This is a genomic window from Vibrio bathopelagicus, from assembly GCF_014879975.1.
Lineage (GTDB): Bacteria > Pseudomonadota > Gammaproteobacteria > Enterobacterales > Vibrionaceae > Vibrio > Vibrio bathopelagicus.
On sequence record NZ_CP062501.1, the window covers coordinates 1134159 to 1152134 of the forward strand.

At 44.7% G+C, this 17976-nt stretch carries 16 protein-coding genes; 5 read left to right on the top strand and 11 right to left on the bottom strand.

Annotated elements, in window-relative coordinates:
- Positions 1 to 40: 40 nt before the first annotated feature.
- Positions 41 to 880: an AraC family transcriptional regulator gene (locus IHV80_RS21295; protein WP_192890867.1), complete on the bottom strand. Its 840-nt coding sequence runs from the start codon at positions 878 to 880 to the stop codon at positions 41 to 43.
- Positions 881 to 1012: 132 nt separating this feature from the next.
- Between IHV80_RS21295 and IHV80_RS21300 the strand changes: the two genes are divergently transcribed.
- Positions 1013 to 2398 (top strand): MATE family efflux transporter, encoded by a 1386-nt coding sequence (locus tag IHV80_RS21300; protein WP_192890868.1) that lies wholly within the window; start codon positions 1013 to 1015, stop codon positions 2396 to 2398.
- Positions 2399 to 2542: 144 nt separating this feature from the next.
- Here the strand turns inward: IHV80_RS21300 and nrdG are convergent, their stop codons facing one another.
- Both nrdG and nrdD read right to left on the bottom strand, forming a co-directional pair.
- A complete protein-coding gene (nrdG, locus tag IHV80_RS21305) occupies positions 2543 to 3013 on the bottom strand; it encodes an anaerobic ribonucleoside-triphosphate reductase-activating protein (protein WP_102555045.1) in 471 nt (156 codons plus the stop codon).
- A 154-nt stretch (positions 3014 to 3167) separates the two neighbouring features.
- Entirely contained in the window at positions 3168 to 5288 is a 2121-nt protein-coding gene (gene nrdD / locus IHV80_RS21310; RefSeq protein WP_192890869.1) for an anaerobic ribonucleoside-triphosphate reductase, read from the bottom strand.
- A gap of 303 nt (positions 5289 to 5591) precedes the next feature.
- Here nrdD and IHV80_RS21315 point away from each other — a divergent pair, with 303 nt between their 5' ends.
- Positions 5592 to 6470, top strand: coding sequence for an endonuclease/exonuclease/phosphatase family protein (locus IHV80_RS21315; RefSeq protein ID WP_192890870.1), 879 nt, complete (start codon positions 5592 to 5594; stop codon positions 6468 to 6470).
- A gap of 98 nt (positions 6471 to 6568) precedes the next feature.
- On the opposite strand, the gene IHV80_RS21320 is transcribed toward IHV80_RS21315, so the two are convergent.
- The 5 genes from IHV80_RS21320 to IHV80_RS21340 all read right to left on the bottom strand — a co-directional run bounded on the left by IHV80_RS21320 (position 6569) and on the right by IHV80_RS21340 (position 10594).
- A complete protein-coding gene (locus tag IHV80_RS21320) occupies positions 6569 to 7000 on the bottom strand; it encodes a YeeE/YedE family protein (protein ID WP_192890871.1) in 432 nt (143 codons plus the stop codon).
- A complete protein-coding gene (locus IHV80_RS21325; RefSeq protein WP_192890872.1) occupies positions 7000 to 7476 on the bottom strand; it encodes a YeeE/YedE family protein in 477 nt (158 codons plus the stop codon). The genes IHV80_RS21320 and IHV80_RS21325 overlap by 1 nt, the downstream gene beginning before the upstream one ends.
- Positions 7477 to 7677: 201 nt before the next feature.
- Positions 7678 to 8910 carry a glycosyltransferase gene (locus IHV80_RS21330; RefSeq protein ID WP_192890873.1) on the bottom strand — a complete coding sequence of 411 codons (1233 nt, stop codon included), beginning with the start codon at positions 8908 to 8910 and terminating at the stop codon, positions 7678 to 7680.
- Between the two features lie 89 nt (positions 8911 to 8999).
- A complete protein-coding gene (locus IHV80_RS21335; protein WP_192890874.1) occupies positions 9000 to 9464 on the bottom strand; it encodes a GNAT family N-acetyltransferase in 465 nt (154 codons plus the stop codon).
- A 32-nt stretch (positions 9465 to 9496) separates the two neighbouring features.
- On the bottom strand, positions 9497 to 10594 hold the full coding sequence (locus tag IHV80_RS21340; protein ID WP_192892193.1) for a ketoacyl-ACP synthase III: 1098 nt from the start codon (positions 10592 to 10594) through the stop codon (positions 9497 to 9499).
- A gap of 122 nt (positions 10595 to 10716) precedes the next feature.
- On the opposite strand from IHV80_RS21340, the gene trxC reads away from it, so the two are divergent.
- Positions 10717 to 11151 (top strand): thioredoxin TrxC, encoded by a 435-nt coding sequence (trxC, locus tag IHV80_RS21345; RefSeq protein WP_192890875.1) that lies wholly within the window; start codon positions 10717 to 10719, stop codon positions 11149 to 11151.
- Between the two features lie 129 nt (positions 11152 to 11280).
- Here trxC and IHV80_RS21350 read toward each other — a convergent pair whose 3' ends face one another.
- Positions 11281 to 12930, bottom strand: a complete 1650-nt coding sequence (locus IHV80_RS21350; RefSeq protein WP_192890876.1) for a GMC family oxidoreductase — start codon at positions 12928 to 12930, stop codon at positions 11281 to 11283.
- Positions 12923 to 14527 (bottom strand): long-chain-fatty-acid--CoA ligase, encoded by a 1605-nt coding sequence (locus tag IHV80_RS21355; RefSeq protein WP_192890877.1) that lies wholly within the window; start codon positions 14525 to 14527, stop codon positions 12923 to 12925. The genes IHV80_RS21350 and IHV80_RS21355 overlap by 8 nt, the downstream gene beginning before the upstream one ends.
- Positions 14528 to 14884: 357 nt before the next feature.
- On the opposite strand from IHV80_RS21355, the gene IHV80_RS21360 reads away from it, so the two are divergent.
- Entirely contained in the window at positions 14885 to 15910 is a 1026-nt protein-coding gene (locus IHV80_RS21360; protein ID WP_192890878.1) for an AraC family transcriptional regulator, read from the top strand.
- Between the two features lie 269 nt (positions 15911 to 16179).
- A complete protein-coding gene (locus tag IHV80_RS21370) occupies positions 16180 to 17331 on the top strand; it encodes an MFS transporter (RefSeq protein ID WP_192890880.1) in 1152 nt (383 codons plus the stop codon).
- 171 nt (positions 17332 to 17502) lie between these two features.
- Here the strand turns inward: IHV80_RS21370 and IHV80_RS21375 are convergent, their stop codons facing one another.
- The gene (locus IHV80_RS21375; RefSeq protein ID WP_192890881.1) at positions 17503 to 17844 is read right to left on the bottom strand and encodes a helix-turn-helix domain-containing protein; all 342 of its coding nucleotides are present in this window, start codon (positions 17842 to 17844) and stop codon (positions 17503 to 17505) included.
- Positions 17845 to 17976 lie beyond the last annotated feature (132 nt).

Sequence of the window (17976 nt, forward strand, 5' to 3'; positions counted from 1 at the left end):
TTTCCATATTCTTATGCTTCCATGTGCCAGATTAAGATTGTTATTGGGCACTTTGTTTGAATTGTCTTGGTGTCATTCCTGACCACGCCTTAAACCGAGTACTGAAGTTGGCAGCATTGGGGTAGCCAACTATCTCACCGATATGTTGAATCGACCAATCACTCGACCTAAGCAATCGCGCCGCGTACTCCATTCTCATGCGCATAATGTGAGTCATAGGGCTATGAGAATAATAACGTTGGCACAAGCGATGGAAGTGTGGCTCTGAACAAGGGAATAAGTTCGCGAGTTCATGAACGTTCCACTCTTTGTGAAGCTGCTTTTGTACGTTGTCGAACACGCGTTTTAAGCGAATCAAATTTCGTGACTGCTGCTGCGGGACCGGCGCATTAATCATGAATTCGATTTGGGCCACGCTGTGAATCGCAATTGCTCCACCCAAATCGATGGGTAAGGCAATGCTTCTCAATAGAGTGTGAATGCACGACGAGACGACTTCTGCTGCCGGAGACAGCGTGTAACTCACTTCATCACTGACGACATTTTCCCATTGTTTATCGGGCGAGAGAAAGATCCACGCGATCTGCCATGTTTCTTCTTCAATACCAAAGCCATTCTCAATACCTGCTGGAACGGTAATGCACGAGCCCGGTTCTAGAATATAGCGACATCCTTCGCTTTCGAGCCAACCCTTGCCTCTCACGGTATACAACAGCATGTGTTTCTGTTGGTTCTTGCGATAGACAGAAAAAAAGTCTCGACACGATGCCGTCCCACACTGAACGATACCGAGCTCTTCAAATGCCAAGACATGGGTTTGATCGACAAACTCTTGATGCGTCTTGTCTGAAATCTCATACCGTTCTTGTTTCTCAACCATTCCACTGTTAGCTCATTCAGGTTGCCAGACCATTAAAGTAGATAGTTTGGCAAAAGTTTGTGATGAACAGGAACAATACAGACAAAACAAATGCCGATAAACTTCTCGCATATTCACTAGAGGGGAAATGCGATGCTCTCGACATATCGTCATTTAGACAAAGAATTTTGGCAAAAATTATTGCACATTGGTTTACCAGTCTCATTGCAAACCATGTTGTTTTCACTGCTTGGCGTGGTCGATATTTTTATGGTCAATCAGCTTGGTGATTCTGCAACCGCCGCGGTTGGCGTTGGCAACCGTATCTTCTTCTTCAACTTGATCATGGTGTCGGGGATTAGTGGAGCCGTGAGCGTGCTAGCTTCGCAATATTTTGGCGCGGGAGATTTCAACGGAATTCGACGCACACTAGCGCAATCATGGGCACTGTCGATCTTTGCCATCATCCCCTTTGTATTCATCTATACATTGGTTCCTGAATCAGTGGTGTCTGTGGTGGCCTCAGACCCTGATTACGTCCGATTGGCAACGGATTACCTTTGGATAACAGGAGCCAGCCTTATTGGTACCGCCGTAGTTGTGCCGCTAGAAAGTGCACTGCGATCGGTCGGCGAAGCTAAGCTACCAACCAAAATCAGTATTTGGGCGATCGTCGTCAATGCGATTCTCAATGCATTGCTTATCTTCGGCTTATTCGGCTTTCCAGAGCTAGGTGTTGTTGGCGCGGCGATTGGCACCACAATTTCTCGATTCTTTCAAACGATTGCCCTGCTTATCATGGCGAAGAAACACTATACGCATCTATTCCCAACATTAAGCAATTGGCGAGATGCGATATTACCGAAGCATAGAAAGAAGTACTTTACGATAGCCATACCTATGTTGGTTCATGACACGGCTTGGGCGGGTGGAATACTGATTTATAACGTTATTGTTGGTCAGATGGGCGTTGGCGAGCTTGCGATAATCTCATTATTATCGCCGGTAGAAAGCATCTTGATCTCGGCGTTCATAGGGTTTGCAGTCGCGGCTTCGATCATTTTAGGCAACGAGATCGGCGCGAAGAACTATCAACGTGTTGAAAACACCGCTTGGGGGTATGTCTTGGTCAGCTGTGGGCTTGCGGCTCTGTTAGCCTTGTTGTGCTGGTTTTCTAAACCCGCGATCATATACATGATTGGTCTTACTCACTTAGAGCTTAAAGACACAGCAGTTAACGTTACCTTAGTAATGGCACTCGGCATGATACTAAGAGTCTTCAATATGGTTGGCATTGGTGGTGTGTTGAAAAGCGGTGGAGACATCAACTACAGCATCTTCATCGACCTATTTGGCCAGTGGGCAATTGGAATTCCCCTCGCCTATTTTACCGCTTTGGTGTTGGGTTGGTCTTTAGAGTGGGTATTAATGATTGTGCTATTAGAAGAACTGGCCAAGATAATTTTAACCAGCCAACGAATTCAGTCTAAGAAGTGGATTAACAACCTAATAGAAGAACCTGAGCACATTCCTATTTAAACAGACGCTTTAACTGACATTTATGATCGGGCGATAAATTCAAAAGAACTCACACCCAAGGGCTGATTTGTGGCATTGCGCTAAAGATGAAGCCCTTTTTTCTATTTCTATTCCTGTTTACGAGAGTTCTGAATCAGGCAAGACTTATAAGTCAGTAAATCGATGGATGATTTGGTTCGAGCTACCACGCCAATCTAACATTGGATCCGCTTTATCTTGTTCGAAACGACCGTCAATCAGGGTATCAACGTATTCCAATACTTGCTTCTGCTTTTCATCCAGCTCATCTAGCTCGTAGCCAGTCCACATCCAAATGTCTTTACCTTCGCACTCCGCTTTTACACGCTGAACAAGCTTAAGCACTTCAGACACGTTTGCCGGATGCAGAGGGTCACCACCAGAAAGCGATAAACCACGACGCTTTATTCGAGGATCATTGAGATCAGCGATAATTTGGTCTTGTAGTTCTTGAGTAAACAGATGCCCAGAGTCCAACCTTTGTGTCGATTGGTTATAACACCCACGGCACTGGTGCACACAACCCGACACAAACAAGGTGCAGCGTGTTCCTGGGCCGTTTACAACGTCGATTGGGTGATATTGGTGATAATTCATAAGGCAGTATTGAAAACTCGTGATTGCTTAATGGTTTAACTTGAAAGTAGCGAGAAGTAAAACAAATGAATTGGTATCGACATTGAGCCGATACCAATCTTGTTTCGTGAAACGTAGATCTTCTAAGTAAACTAACTAATGATCTTAGGCCTGACTAAAGGTGCTTCACGCGACGTTTAACTTCTTCTTGCTTGCCGAAGTTAAATGGTCGTGCATCAGGGCTACCAAGGTAACCACAAACACGGCGTGTTACCGATACTTTCGTTGAGTCATGGTTGCCACACTTAGGACACGTAAAGCCTTTACTTGTACAGTCGAACTCACCGTTGTAGCCACATTCGTAGCACTCATCAATTGGCGTGTTGGTGCCATAGTAAGGAACACGTGTGTAGCTGTAGTCCCATACGTTTTCTAGTGCTTCGATGTTCTTCTGCATGTTCGGGAATTCGCCGTAACAGATAAAACCACCGCTAGAGATTTCAGGATAAGGCATCTCGAAATCGATCTTGTCATATGGGTTCACTTTCTTCTGTACGTCTAGGTGAAAGCTGTTGGTGTAGTAACCACGGTCTGTTACGCCATCAATCACACCGAACTCTTTGGTATCGATGCTGCAAAAACGGCTACATAGGTTTTCACTTGGAGTGCCGTATAGGCTGAACGCGTAACCAGTTTCTTTGGTCCAAGATTCCACTTCACGCTTCATGTATTCCACCAGCTCAAGCGCTTTTGTACGCATTTCGCCGTCGTCGTAAAGGTGAACGTCAGTGCCGTAAAGTGCAGTCATTGCTTCGTGGATACCAATGTAACCAAGAGAAACAGATGCACGACCATTCTTGAAGATATCGGCAATAGAGTCGTCTGCTTTCAAGCGAACGCCACACGCGCCTTCCATGTATAGGATTGGAGCAACACGCGCTTTCACGTTTTCTAGACGCGAAATACGAGTTTCTAACGCACGACGAGCTAGCTTGAGTTTTTCATCAAGCAGTTCGTAGAACTTAGCCATATTTTGTTTTGCGTTAATTGCAATGCGTGGCAAGTTCAAGCTAACAACACCTAGGTTGTTACGTCCTTCATGAATCAGCTCACCGTTTTCTTCGTAAGTATTCAAGAAGCTACGGCAACCCATAGGCGTTTTAAATGACCCTGTCACTTCTACTACTTTGTCGTAGTTAAGAATGTCTGGGTACATACGCTTAGATGCACACTCAAGCGCCAATTGCTTGATGTCGTAGTTTGGATCTTGCTTCTGGTGATTCAAGCCATCTTTGATTGCAAAGACCAGTTTAGGGAACACGGCTGTTTTGCGATTCTTACCTAAACCTGCAATGCGGTTCTTCAAGATAGATTGCTGGATAAGTTTTGAACCCCAGCTTTCGCCTAGACCAAAACCAAACGTAACGAATGGTGTTTGACCGTTAGCTGTATGCAGCGTGTTTACTTCGTATTCCAGAGATTGGAACGCGTCGTAACACTCTTTCTCAGTACGAGAGATAGCAAAAGCTTCTGGGCTATGAATGTCCCACTCTTTTGCTAGCGATAGGTGCTTCTCGTAGCTCGCCATAACGTAAGGTTCAAGAACCTCATCGATGCGGTTAATCGTCGTGCCGCCGTAAATGTGGCTCGCTACTTGCGCGATGATTTGCGCGGTTACCGCTGTTGCCGTAGAAATAGACTTAGGTGTGTCGATTTCCGCGTTACCCATCTTGAAGCCATGCGTTAACATGCCTTTCAGATCGATAAGCATACAGTTAAACATTGGGAAGAACGGTGCGTAGTCTAGATCGTGGTAGTGGATGTCGCCACACTCGTGAGCTTGTACGATGTCACGCGGCAAAATGTGAGTTTTCGCATAGTGTTTAGCCACGATACCCGCCAGCAAATCACGCTGAGTTGGGATAACTTTGCCATCTTTATTGGCATTCTCATTGATCAGATCAACATTGCTTTCTTCGATCAGGCCTTCGATTTCACGCGTTAAAGCGCTTTGCTTTTCACGTGCGATGTCGCGGTCATGACGATATTCAATGTAGGCACGAGCCAGAGACTTATAAGGTCCCTGCATTAGCTCGTTCTCGACCATAGTTTGAATTTCAGAGATATGAACTTCATCGTAGTCTTCGAGCTTCAACTCAACTGCCAATGCCACATTCAGAGCATAAATAGCAATTTCCTTATCGGCTTTGTCTGATGCTGCTTCCACTGCAGCTTGGATGCGATCTCTACTGAATGGAGCTCTTGAGCCATCACGCTTGATTACGATTGATTTCACCACTTCTCCTTACTCTTGAGGTATTCACAGACTTATCCACAAACACACTATATAGAGCGATTTATCGTTTAACTAACACTAGATATTGTGGCGTATTTAACGAGAACCACCAACTTTGAGTATTGATTTGGATCAATAAAACGCGCACGCTGAACAAGATAAATCCAATATTATTACGTGAGTTCTCAAGTCGAAAAGAAACAATGTAACAATAAAAAAACTGCTAAAAAGAGTTGAATTTTTGGTAAGTGTTGTAGGATAACGGCTCAACTATATTGGATGACAAAATTAGGGATATTTGGGATGAAACGACTTCAAAAGTGGGTAATGCTAGGTTGCTTACTCAGTAGCCACACATTTGCTGAACCTTTGACCATATCCAGTTGGAATATCGAATGGTTATCAACCAATGTGGCTGTGAATAAGTTTTCTGATCAACGTGATCAAGCGGATTTCGATAAACTCAAACAGTATTTCCAATCCTTAGATGCGGATGTGGTTGCTTTTCAAGAAGTCGATGACGTAAATGCCATTCAACGCATCGCTGGCGATCAATATGAGATCTTAATGTCTGACCGAGCATTGCCCAAAAACAGTAACCGACAATTCAAAGAAGTGAACCAATATACGGGCTTCGCGGTTCGTAAAGGAATCGCTCTCACTGACTACGCTGACTTTCCTCTGGAAACGAGTGCTAACAGCAAGCTTAGGTTTGCCAGCTATATGGTTGTAGAAACGGACACAAAACCAATTCACATGTTGTCAGTGCATTTAAAGGCGGGTTGCAGCGGCGCGTATAAGTCTAACCGCGACTGTTCAAGGCTCAAAGAACAAGCTCAACAACTGAATAAATGGATACAACAAAGAGAACGCAAAGGTGAAGACTTCGCGATTCTGGGCGACTTTAACCACAACCTCTCCTATTCAAGAGATTGGATGTGGAAAGATATGACGCAAAATACCGATGCTCAGTTGGCAACAAGAGAAACTCGAGCAGATTGTAAGGTCCGCTCAAATCGTAATAACCACCGTACACACCAATTCCGCTCAGTGATTGATCACATTGTCGTTAGCAATTCATTGAATGCATCACCTGCGAAGCAAAAGGTATTTGAAACGCAAGATGTGTTGGACTACAAACTCAGCGACCATTGCCCAGTGTCAACGACCATCAACTATTAAATACAGATGTAAAAAGAGGCTGACTGGCTTTCAAATTAAAGCGCGTCAGCCTCTCAAATGCTCATATAAAGCCTATTCGATAAGCGAGAGGTTTAACGCTAGCAAGTTTTATTCGTACGACCCGCTAGCCACATTCCCACCAGCATGCTGACCATAAACACCCACACCGTCGGGTTACCGCCACTGAGACTCGTCACCGCAGGTCCCGGACAAAAGCCTGCCAGCCCCCAACCTAATCCAAATGCTGTAGAACCAAGAATCAGCTTTCTGTCTATTAACGGATTGTTACGACTATCTAACAGCTCACCATTAAACGCTTTAGCGCGCTTTTTAATAACTAGGTGATAAAATGGAGCGAACACCAGTAGCGCACCGCCCATCACAAATGCCAAGCTCATGTCCCAGTTACCGGTAATGTCTAAGAAGCCGAGCACTTTCTCAGGATCAACCATGCCTGAGATGATCATTCCAGACCCAAACAGAATACCTGCGACCAAACCAATAACGATAGTAAATGAAGCGTTTTTCATTATGCCCCCAAGCCAATTAGATTCTTGATAAACACGGTTACGATTGCCACACCCATAAATACACAGGTCGCAACAATAGAACGTTTAGATAAACGAGCCATTCCCACAATGCCGTGGCCGCTAGTACAACCGTTCGCTGTTTTAGTACCGAAGCCAACCAAAAGGCCAGCAATAATGACTAAAATGAAATTCATCTCTTCTAACTGTGGAAGTTGGTAACCCGTCGGAATCAATAGCCAACCGCTTACGCTCATTCCCACAACAAAGGCAATGCGCCAGCATTTTTCGGTCTTCTCAATGTTCTTGTCCAAACCTGATTGAGAATCCTTGCTTGCACTATTGTGCGAACCTAATGGCAATAGTCGGCTAACAATACCGCTGATTCCGGCTACTCGCCCTATTCCTAACATAAGAATAATTGCCGACGCACCTAACAACATGCCACCGAACAATGCATCCCAAGGTATTAAACTCATCACCGACCTCTCCTATCCACAAACTTAAATTTAACTCGCCACAAGATAAATTAGAGTTTACTAATAAATGTAAATTAGTCAATGCTAATACAATACCACTATGTTTCGGTTTGTAAGTCTGGAATTGAAAAGCTTCCCACATGAAAAAAGCCCCTAGGCGTTAACCTAAGGGCTTGTGATTTAATTCGGCAGTATTGTCAGTTACTTAGTCTTGTTCTTTTCGGCTATCCACTGCGACATGTACTTGGTGCTTGCCATGCTGTGGTGCTTGAGCATCGAACCAAAGAAGTTATCCAGTCGATGAGATTCAAGTTCAGACTCTAACGTAGTTAATCGCTCAATCAAGGTGTCGCCCAGTTGATTCTGTTCATAGTGCGCTTCAAGGATTGAGTGACACTGGCTTTTAGCCTTAAGCCACTTCTCTTCATCTTTATAGAGTGTAACCGCAGCTTCGACAAACTCATCGATATCATCAGTAACTGCGCCCGGCCATTGCAGTTCACCTTGCGGCAACATGCCTTCGCTGCCGATTTCACTGGTCACGTTCGGAGTCTGTAGCTTCATCGCATCTAGCAGCTTACCTTTAATGCCTGCGCCAAATCGTAGAGGTGCTACACACACACGAGCCTGTTCCATCACTTCTTGAGCGTCTTTAGCCCAACCTTTGATATGAAAGCCAGTTTTAGGGTTATGCAAAGCCGTCGCTTTCGGCGGCGGGTACGATCCATAAATATGAAGTTCCGTGTCAGGCAACTGCTTGCGGATCTTCGGCCAAATCTTCTGTAACTGAAGCACTGCATCCCAGTTCGGAGCGTGTCTAAAGTTACCTATCGTCATGAAATGCTTACGTTCTTCAAAGCTTTTCGTGCTTTCAGGAAGCGTATTGAGATCAACCATGAAAGGCAGATGATGAAGCAGTTTGGGATCGATATTGAATTCAGATTGCAGTAATTCAATCTCGAAACTTGAAATGATCAACGAAAGATCACAGCGCAGAATAGCGGCAATTTCACGTTTAGCTAAGTCACTGTACAAGTGCGCTTTGGTCAGTTCAGCCTCTTTCTTAACCGCTTCATGGCGCGCATTACGCAGAAACTGTAAGTCTTCAGTATCCAACAGCTTAAACGCGTTCGGACATACCTTCTCAACACGCCAACCAAACTGCTCTTCCATCATGAAACGGTCAAACATCACGACATCGGGTTCAAGCTTTTCAATGTACTGGTCAAAGCTATCGCAATTTAACTGTATAGATTGGCTCGTGATGCCCTCTTCGGAGAGATCAATCATGTGCTCGGTTTCTTGAGCTGGCGTTGCAAATTCAACGGACCAACCTTGTCTCTTGAACAGGCGTAAAAGAGACATCATATGGCTACCTGCCGCCGATGAGTTCGGTTCTGGCCAAACGTAGCCAATTGCTAAAACTTTCTTCAAAACACTTCCTAAGAAATAACAAAAGGGACTCTACAAGTCCCTAGTCAAATATTTATCGCTGATTATAATTGGTTCTAAGAACTCAGCGATCAGATTCGTTCACCCACATTGCGAGCTATCATAAGCACTTCATCCGCAGAGTACAGGTTTGAAATCGTGGTTTCGACCTCTGCACCCAATGTCGACTGATACAGTTTCTGTGCAAAGTTATCCGCTCTGGTGGTCACTAAAACATGCTTTAGTGTCGAGCCTTGCTCCGCCAAATGCTGTTTTACCTGCGGCAAAGAATCTAGAATCAGCTTTTTGCCCAATCCTTTACCCTGTGCGCTTGGTAATACCGCAAGTTGTTCTAACTCCAATACAGCTTCAGGTCTAAAGCCGCTTTTCTGAACCCAGATGATGTAACCCACGATCTCACCTTCACTCTCTGCAACAAAGTTAAGAAAGCGCGGCGCGGCATTTAAGTTACATTGTAACCAACCTCTTGAGTTCTGTTGTCGAACAAACGTAGCTTGGTGGACTAAAGCCGCCCCATCAAGGTCGGCTTTCGTCATAAGACGTACTTTGCTTACTGTACCCACCAGCGTTATTCGCTCGCTGAATTTGGGTGTGTTTTACAGTGTAAAATGGCTCTTTCTAGAAGCTCTAAAGCAGATTTGTCGGCTTCTGGAAGCTTAGCATCTGATTGACCTAACGGTTCAACACGGCTACCCCATTTGATGTGGCCAGCACCCCACGTTAAACCCGCACCAAATGCCGCAACAAGAATGTTGTCGTTCGGCTTAACGAAACCTTGTTCTAGCGATTCACACAATGCTATTGGCACAGTCGCTGCGGATGTGTTGCCGTAGTTTTGGATATTTACAAACGCTTTTTCGCGATCAATACCCGCCATATCACACAGAGTTTGAATAATTCGGATGTTGGCTTGGTGCGGAATCACAACGTCAATGTTGTCGGTTGAGATACCTGTGCGGCTCAATACTGTGTGTGCCGCTGCGCCCATACCTTTCACTGCACGTTTGAAGATCTCTTTACCAACGAAATCAAAGTCCCAGTAACCATTATCAGCCGCAAAGCGGTCCATAGAAGTACCGAATTTTGGTACTGCTAGAATATCACGACCTTCAGCATCACAACCGATCTGAGCTTCTTGTAAGCCAACTTGTTCTTCTGTGCGAGATAGAACCACTGCGCCAGCGCCATCACCGAACAGAACCGCAGTATCACGCTTGGTCCAATCAATGAAGAATGACAGACGCTCCGCACCTACCACGATAGCATTACGATAGTTACCCGCTTGAATCAGTCGAGTCGCCGTTTCAACACCATAAATGAAGCCAGTACACGCTGCGTTTAGGTCGAAAGCCGCTGCGCTTTTAATGCCTAGGTTCTGTTGAACCTTCGATGCAGTATTTGGGATAAGTGAATCTGGGCTGCACGTCGCGATGATAATAAGATCGATATCTTCAGCTGTTAGGCCAGCACACGCCATTGCATGTTTTGCTGCGACAGTCGCAAGTTCAGAGGTATTTACATGACTGATACGACGGTTTTCGATACCAGTTCGAGTTCGAATCCACTCGTCAGACGTATCAATGAAAGTGCTTAAATCATCATTGGACAGCACGGCTGGTGGTAGACACTTTCCCCAGCCAGTAATTTCGGCGTAAAATTTTGTCATCATTTACCTGTTTATTGTTTGTTTTTATTTAAGTATCGTATTCTTGTTTTAAACAGTATAAGCGTTCCGTGCGCGATTCGTAAATCGCGTTAGACACGGAGTTGCAATAAAAAGAGAAAGTTATGTCTACATTCAACACACGTTGCCCTTCTTGTAATGGCGTAAACCGAGTTCCTTCAAAAAGAATTTCAGAAAGCCCAACCTGCGGTAAATGCAAAACAGCATTGCTCGATGGCGCTCCTATCGAGGGAACGTCACTTAATTTCCAATCTATCTTGAACAGTTCACAGCCTGTGGTTGTCGATTTCTGGGCGACATGGTGTAACCCATGTGTTGGCTTTGCGCCAGTGTTCAGTGACGTTGCTAAAGAGCGTTCAGGAGATGTTCGATTCGTTAAGATTGATACTGAAGCTCAGCAACAACTTGCCGCAATGTATCAAATCAGAAGTATTCCAACGGTAATGGTGTTTAAAGATGGTAAACGTGTCGATACGATTAACGGTGCGTTACCAAAAGGCCAATTTGATCAATGGCTTAATCAAGCTCTGACCAAATAGACCGTATTTTATATCGCATTTGATTTAGCTTGTGCTTGAAGAAGCGTACAAAAAATAGGTTAGAGATCCTTACCAAAATAAGACTCTCTAACCTACTGTAAAACAATCAGTTATATCTGTTTCTTTTAATTATACAACCATCTCGTCTTCTGCCTGTTCATTGGTTTGTTGCTTGCTAAACCCGTATTGAACTTTGATCTGAACTGCTACTTTTTCGGCAATCATAATGGTTGGCGCATTGGTATTTGCCCCCACTAATGTTGGCATCACAGAAGCATCAATGACCCTCAAGTTATTCAATCCATAAACTTTAAGATCGTTATCCACCACGGCTAATGAATCACTAATAGGTCCCATTTTACAGGTTCCGACTGGGTGATACTGAGTATCTGCACGATTTCGAATATCTTGCTCGATAGCCTTATCACAATTGGCATCGACCGGATAAAAAGCATTACCACGGATATCATCGAACGCTTCGCTTTCTAGCATTTGATACTGCTTTTTCCATCCTTTAATCATGATCTCCATATCTTCAGGGTGACTGAAAAACGCAGGGTCGATCTTAGGCGGATCGTAAGGATCAGAGCTATTCAGTCTCACGGTGCCTATGCTTTTAGGTCGTAGCAAGGTGACATGCGAGGTAAAACCATGACTGGTATGTATTTTTCGGGCGTGGTCATCAACCACTGCGACGACAAATACAAACTCTAAGTCCGGCACTGCGATATGATCTTCTGAGCAGAGAAAGCCTATCCCTTCTGCAAAATTACTGCTCATCTTGCCGCGTCGCTCTTTGTGCCAGAGCGGTAAAGCTTTGGTCATTTCAGAGGCCATTTGCAGCGAAATACCAAAAGTTTCACGCTTTTCACTGCATTTGTACGAATGCACTAAGTCGATATGGTCTTGAAGGTTCTTACCCACTCCAGGCAATTCATGAATCTGTTCGATGCCATGCATCTCTAATTCACCTTTAGCACCGACACCAGACAGTAACAGCAACTGAGGGGAACCAAAGGCGCCAGCAGAGAGAATCACTTCTTTATTGCATCGGATCTGATAACGCTTGCCGTTAGCGCCATACTCGACTCCAACCGCGTTCTTGCCTTCAAACAAGACCTTATGCGTGGTTGCCTTGGTCACGACCGTTAGATTTTCCCTCGAAAGGTTTGGCGTTAAATAAGCCTTGGCAGCACTGCATCGTTCACCATTAATTTGAGTCACCTGAGTCGGCATCGCCCCAAATTGAGCGGCACCATTGATGTCCTCATTACGAGGAACCCCTATCGACTCACACGCTGTTAAGTAACGTTCCAACATCGGACTTGGCGATCGAAGGTTAGCCACATTCAATGGACCACCTTGGCCATGATACTCATCTTGGTGAACTTCGTTATTTTCCGCTTTCTTAAAGTAAGGCAAACACGATTCATAATTCCACCCAGAGTTACCCAAGCTTTCCCATGTGTCGTAGTCGTAACGATGCCCACGAGCATACATCATGGCATTGATCGAGCTAGAACCGCCGAGTGTCTTTCCCCTAGGCTGATAGCCTTTACGGCCATTCAAACCCGGTTGTTCAACGGTTTCAAAGGCCCAGTTGTTGAGTTTGGTCGGCATCATAGCCACCACGCCAACCGGAGTATGGATAAATGGGCTGCTGTCTTTACCACCCGCTTCCAATAAACAAACGGTGATATTCGGGTCTTCAGACAGTCGTGAAGCCATGACACAACCCGCAGAACCACCGCCAACAATTATAAAATCATAGCTATCCATTGGTTGTCTCCCCGATTTCTAGTGGGTGTAACTCTCGCTTCAAAATCTTGCCTGTCGCCGTCATCGGTAACGCTTTACGAATAAACACCTTACGAGGGTATTTATAATCCGCCAATTGCTCGCGACACCACGCTATCAGCGCTGCGCTATCACATTGTGTATGTTCATGAAGTACAACATGCGCATGAATTTCTTCGCCTAGACGATCATGATGTTCACCCACAACCGCGACCATTTCTACATCAGGATGACACATCAATACTTCTTCGATTTCACGCGGATACACGTTGTAACCACCACGGATGATCATGTCTTTAACGCGATCGACAATGAACAAGTTGCCGTGCTCATCGGTGCGTCCAATATCTCCCGTCAGGAACCAACCGTCTCTTATAGCTTCTGCCGTTGCCTCTGGCCTTTGATAGTAGCCTTTCATGACACTTGGACTTTTGATGCAGACTTCGCCCAATTCACCCATGGCGACTGAATTACCTTGTATGTCTGTAATCTTAATAAGATGACCACACAAGGGTTGGCCAACACTGCCCGACAAGCGATCACCATCAATATGGTTAAAAGTAGCAACAGGCGCAGTTTCAGACAGTCCATAACCTTCCAATACCGGAAGTTCGAATCGAGATTCAAATTGTCGGATAACCTCAAGAGGCATAGATGCACCACCAGACACACCAAGCCTTAAGCTGTGTTTAACCTGCTCAGAGCGCTTGCTTACGTTTTCTAAACTACTAGAGGACTCTTCTCCCGCCTTTAGCAGCGCGATATACATGGTTGGAACACCCGCAAACACGCTAACTTTGTGGCTAATGATCTGTTCGATCACCAGTGACGGTTCAAAACGTGGAATCAACACCATAGTCGAACCCGTTAACACACTCGCGTTCATCATCACTGTCTGGCCGAAACTGTGGAACAGAGGCAGTGTGGCCATTGTCGTGTCACTGTATTCCAATCTCATTAAATACTGAGATGCCATCGCATTGGTTTGCATGTTGGTGTGAGAAAGCTCAGCGCCTTTTGGCTGACCTGTTGTGCCAGAGGTATAAAGGATCACCGCGGTATCATCGCCATGGCAAGCCACGGATTCAAAACGAGTAAAAGGTTGTGCCATCCAGTCGGTAATCGATTCATGCTGCTGATTTGCTTCTGAAGGAGTTCCTGAGTTTATTGGGATTGGCATCTCAATAAAATGTTCACACTGATTTGCCTGTTCGAAGCCTTGTAATCCATAGCGTCCAATTGGCAGATCTTCACTACCCTCAAAGCATAAATAAGCTTTCGCATCTGAATCATTAAGGTGATAAGCGATCTCTCTGGCCTTGAATAACACATTCAAAGGCACCACCACACAGCCCGCTTTTAGAATCCCGTAATAAGCGATTGGGAAATACGTGACGTTCGGACACGACAACGCGACCTTGTCTCCTTTCTTTAACCCGAGCCTTTTTAGATTCGCGGCCACGTTTCCAGAAAGTTGTTCTAACTGAGAAAAGCTGACTTCATCCGATCCCATACGCAGAGCAGCTTTAGTTGGAAAAAGCGAAGCGCTACGCTCCAAGTTAACAGCAAGATTGTGCATCCATGATCTCCTTATTCGGCTTAGACTTGTTAGTCACGGTCACCGTAGACGTTCTAATAGTTGTAATCGTTATAAGTGTCTTTCTTCTAATCACGAGCTTGTACGTTGATGTGTAGCGAACACAATGCAGCGAGTTAATTCGCAAAGTGACGGGTACGACCCAATGTGCAACTTGTTAAATTACAACATTTTGATAACATATCGAACAGGTTTCAAAAAGACAAAAACCGGTGATATTCGGACACATCATCAACGAAGCAGATAAAAGTTTGAACAAGCTTAGGAAAGTGAGAACAGGTCTGACGCACAAATGTTAGAAGTTCGGGTAAGATGACGATATTCAACAAGAGGCATCCTATGGAATACACCGCAGTCTATGAACCCGATATGCAAGCATTCGGTATTCTTGACCTTCAATTGCTGCATCGTTACATGTCGCCCGCTCTCAGCATCGAAGAACTGCTTGAAGGCAGTAACATCGATGATCTTCAACTCAACACGCCAGACACGCACATTACCTTGGCGCAAAAGTTGGCGGTGTTTAGTAATGCGCTGGCAAATACCAACGAAGAAGGTCTTGGGCTCAGAGTCGGCCAACAAGCGCGTTTCAGTGATTTCGGTGTTTTAGGGTATGCGGTGTTCAGTAGTGAAACACTATTGGATGCCTTGTTGATTGGATTTAAATATCTACAACTTGCAGGGCCAGTGCTAAGAAAAACTATGTCTGTTGAACACAACGTGGGGCATTTTCGCGCAGAACAACTTATCGATTTGGATTCGCTGCTGCCTTTTTGCTGTGAATACTGGTTCACTGCGATTCAAAGCCTGTGTGAAGAAGTGCTGCAACAACCCTTCCCCTCACAAGTCATTCGGTTCCCTTATCCCAAGCCAGAATATGGCGATCTGTACAGTGAGATTTTCCGTTGTCCAGTCGAATTCAACAGTGATCGTCTTGAATGGCAGTTCGACGCGACAAGTTTGTATTCGCCTCTTCCGACCGCCAATACCATTACGCTGCAGATGTGTTTGAAATCGTGTGATGACATGCTGGCGAAAGTCAGTGCGCCCACCAGTCTGAAAGAGAAAGTCTCTCAGATGTTGATTGAGCGACCTGGGTGTTACCCTTCCATAGAATCTATCTCTTCAGAATTGGGGATGTCTTCTCGCACGCTGCGCCGGCACCTCAAAGCGGTTGATACGAGTTATCAGAAGATTCTTGATCATGTTCGTTTTCATCTTTCTCGACACTATCTTTCTTCAACTCAAATGAGCATTGAAGAGATATCCGAACGCGTCGGTTTTTCTGACAGTGCTAACTTTCGACATGCGTTTCGTAAGTGGAGTGGCAGTTCACCAAGGCAATACCGTAAAGAGGTCGTCTAACACTAAATCACGCACTAAATTAAAATCAGATAACGCCAATGACTATCCGATCGCTTTCTCAATTAAATAGCCGATGAACAAGGGTTTAACGGCTTTTTGACCGCATAAAATTTTGCCAAATCGTAAAATATCGCAATGGTATTTTAGTTTAGATTGGCGATAAATTTCTTTTATCTTCACGACCATTTTTATTCGTTTTACCCAATTCAGTTTCTCCCCCATAGTCGCGGAAAATTCATCGTTTCTTTCACTATTTAGAGGCTCCTGCATTGGACAACATCCAACCAACAACTCGCATAACTGTTCCTGTTATTGTATTGTCTTTTTACGCGATCGCTTCAGGCTACTTAATGAGTTCATTACCATTAATGCTGTCTGAGTATGGCTTAGACAGTAACCTATCGAGTTGGTTGGCGAGTGCCTTTTATGCAGGTCTTTTAGCGGGTACGTTATTGATTGAGCGTGCAATCGCGCGTGTTGGTCACAGAGATGCGTTCGTTATCGCACTGACCATTTTTATCGCAACGATCCTTGTATTACCGTTGGCACCACATCAATCCGTTTGGCTGTTGGCTCGTTTCGTGGCGGGTGTGTCTGTCGCTGGTATTTTTGTGATTGTTGAGTCTTGGCTAATGAGCGGTGACGAATCTCAGCGTGCGAAACGTTTAGGGGTTTATATGTGTTCGCTATACGGCGGCTCTGCCGTTGGTCAGCTTGGCATTGGATACCTTGGAATTACAGGCGGCGTGCCTTTCATCGCAATGTTCACCCTGCTGTTTGGGGCAATCATTGTATTGATGTACGGACAAGCAACAGCACCACAAATTCACGATGCGCAGTCTCTATCACTGAAGCAAATCAGCAAGCTAAGTCACAGCGCTTTGATTGGTTGCATTGTTTCAGGGCTAACGCTTGGTTCTATTTATGGCTTGATGCCTGTAGAACTGGCTCAACGTAACATCGCACATCAAGATATTGGTGGTTTGATGGCGTTAGTGATTATGGGTGGTATGGCTGTTCAGCCAATGGTGACATGGTTATCTCACCACATAGGACAAGTGTTATTAATGGCTCTATTCTGCCTGCTAGGGGTTGCAAGCATTGGCGTGCTCACTATCAACCATGATTTTTACGTTCTTGGTATGAGCTTGTTTGTATTAGGCATGGCGACGTTTGCACTTTACCCAATTGCGATTAACTTGGGTTGTCGTAACTTGGATCCGAGCTACCTAGTGTCAGTGACCCAGGTTATGTTGTTGTGTTACAGCGTAGGTTCAGTCGCAGGACCATTGGTAGCGGATAGCTTTATGGATTCACAAGCAGGACTATTCACTTACCTGTTTGCGTCTCTACTAGCGACAACGATTTACATGTTAATCGCAAGTCTAAAACGCTCTCCTCTGCAGATCGCAGGCGAGTGATCGAATCGCAGTTGTAATCTAGGGGCTCTTCACTAAAGGCTATTGGCCGGAAGGAAGCGCCCTTTTTGATGTGTCTTTGATACGGCTGGGGTTAACGATCAATTCGTTGAAATAGTGCTATTTATTAAAACTACACTACTGATTCGAACGACACCAAGTGATTCAAGCGAATTAAGGCTGGAAAACATAGCCTTCACCTGTGATCGTTAAGATCAAACTATCACCTAAAATTGAGCGTATTTCAGAAATAGCAACGATGACCGAAGAGTTAGTCACCTTCTCACCTTCCCAGCCAATATTTTTAAGCTGACGAACACTGAAGAGTTGTCCACGTTGACGATTCATAGAGAGAATCATCTTTCGATAAGCTAATGGCATGGTTCCAACAATATAACCATTTTCAAGGTTGCGTATAAGCTTCGTATTTAGCTCAATAACCTTTCCGTTTACCTCTAAAATCTCATTCTGTTCTTTCTGTTTACCTTCGATCACAGGGTAAGTGTCCGTATTCATATAATATTCCCTAACAGAGCAACTAACGACACAACTTTATTAAGAGATGTGTTTAATAACGTCACTTATAAATGGACGCTTAAATTCGAAGATAATCAAAGGAACACATACGGTAAAGAGATTAAATTTTTA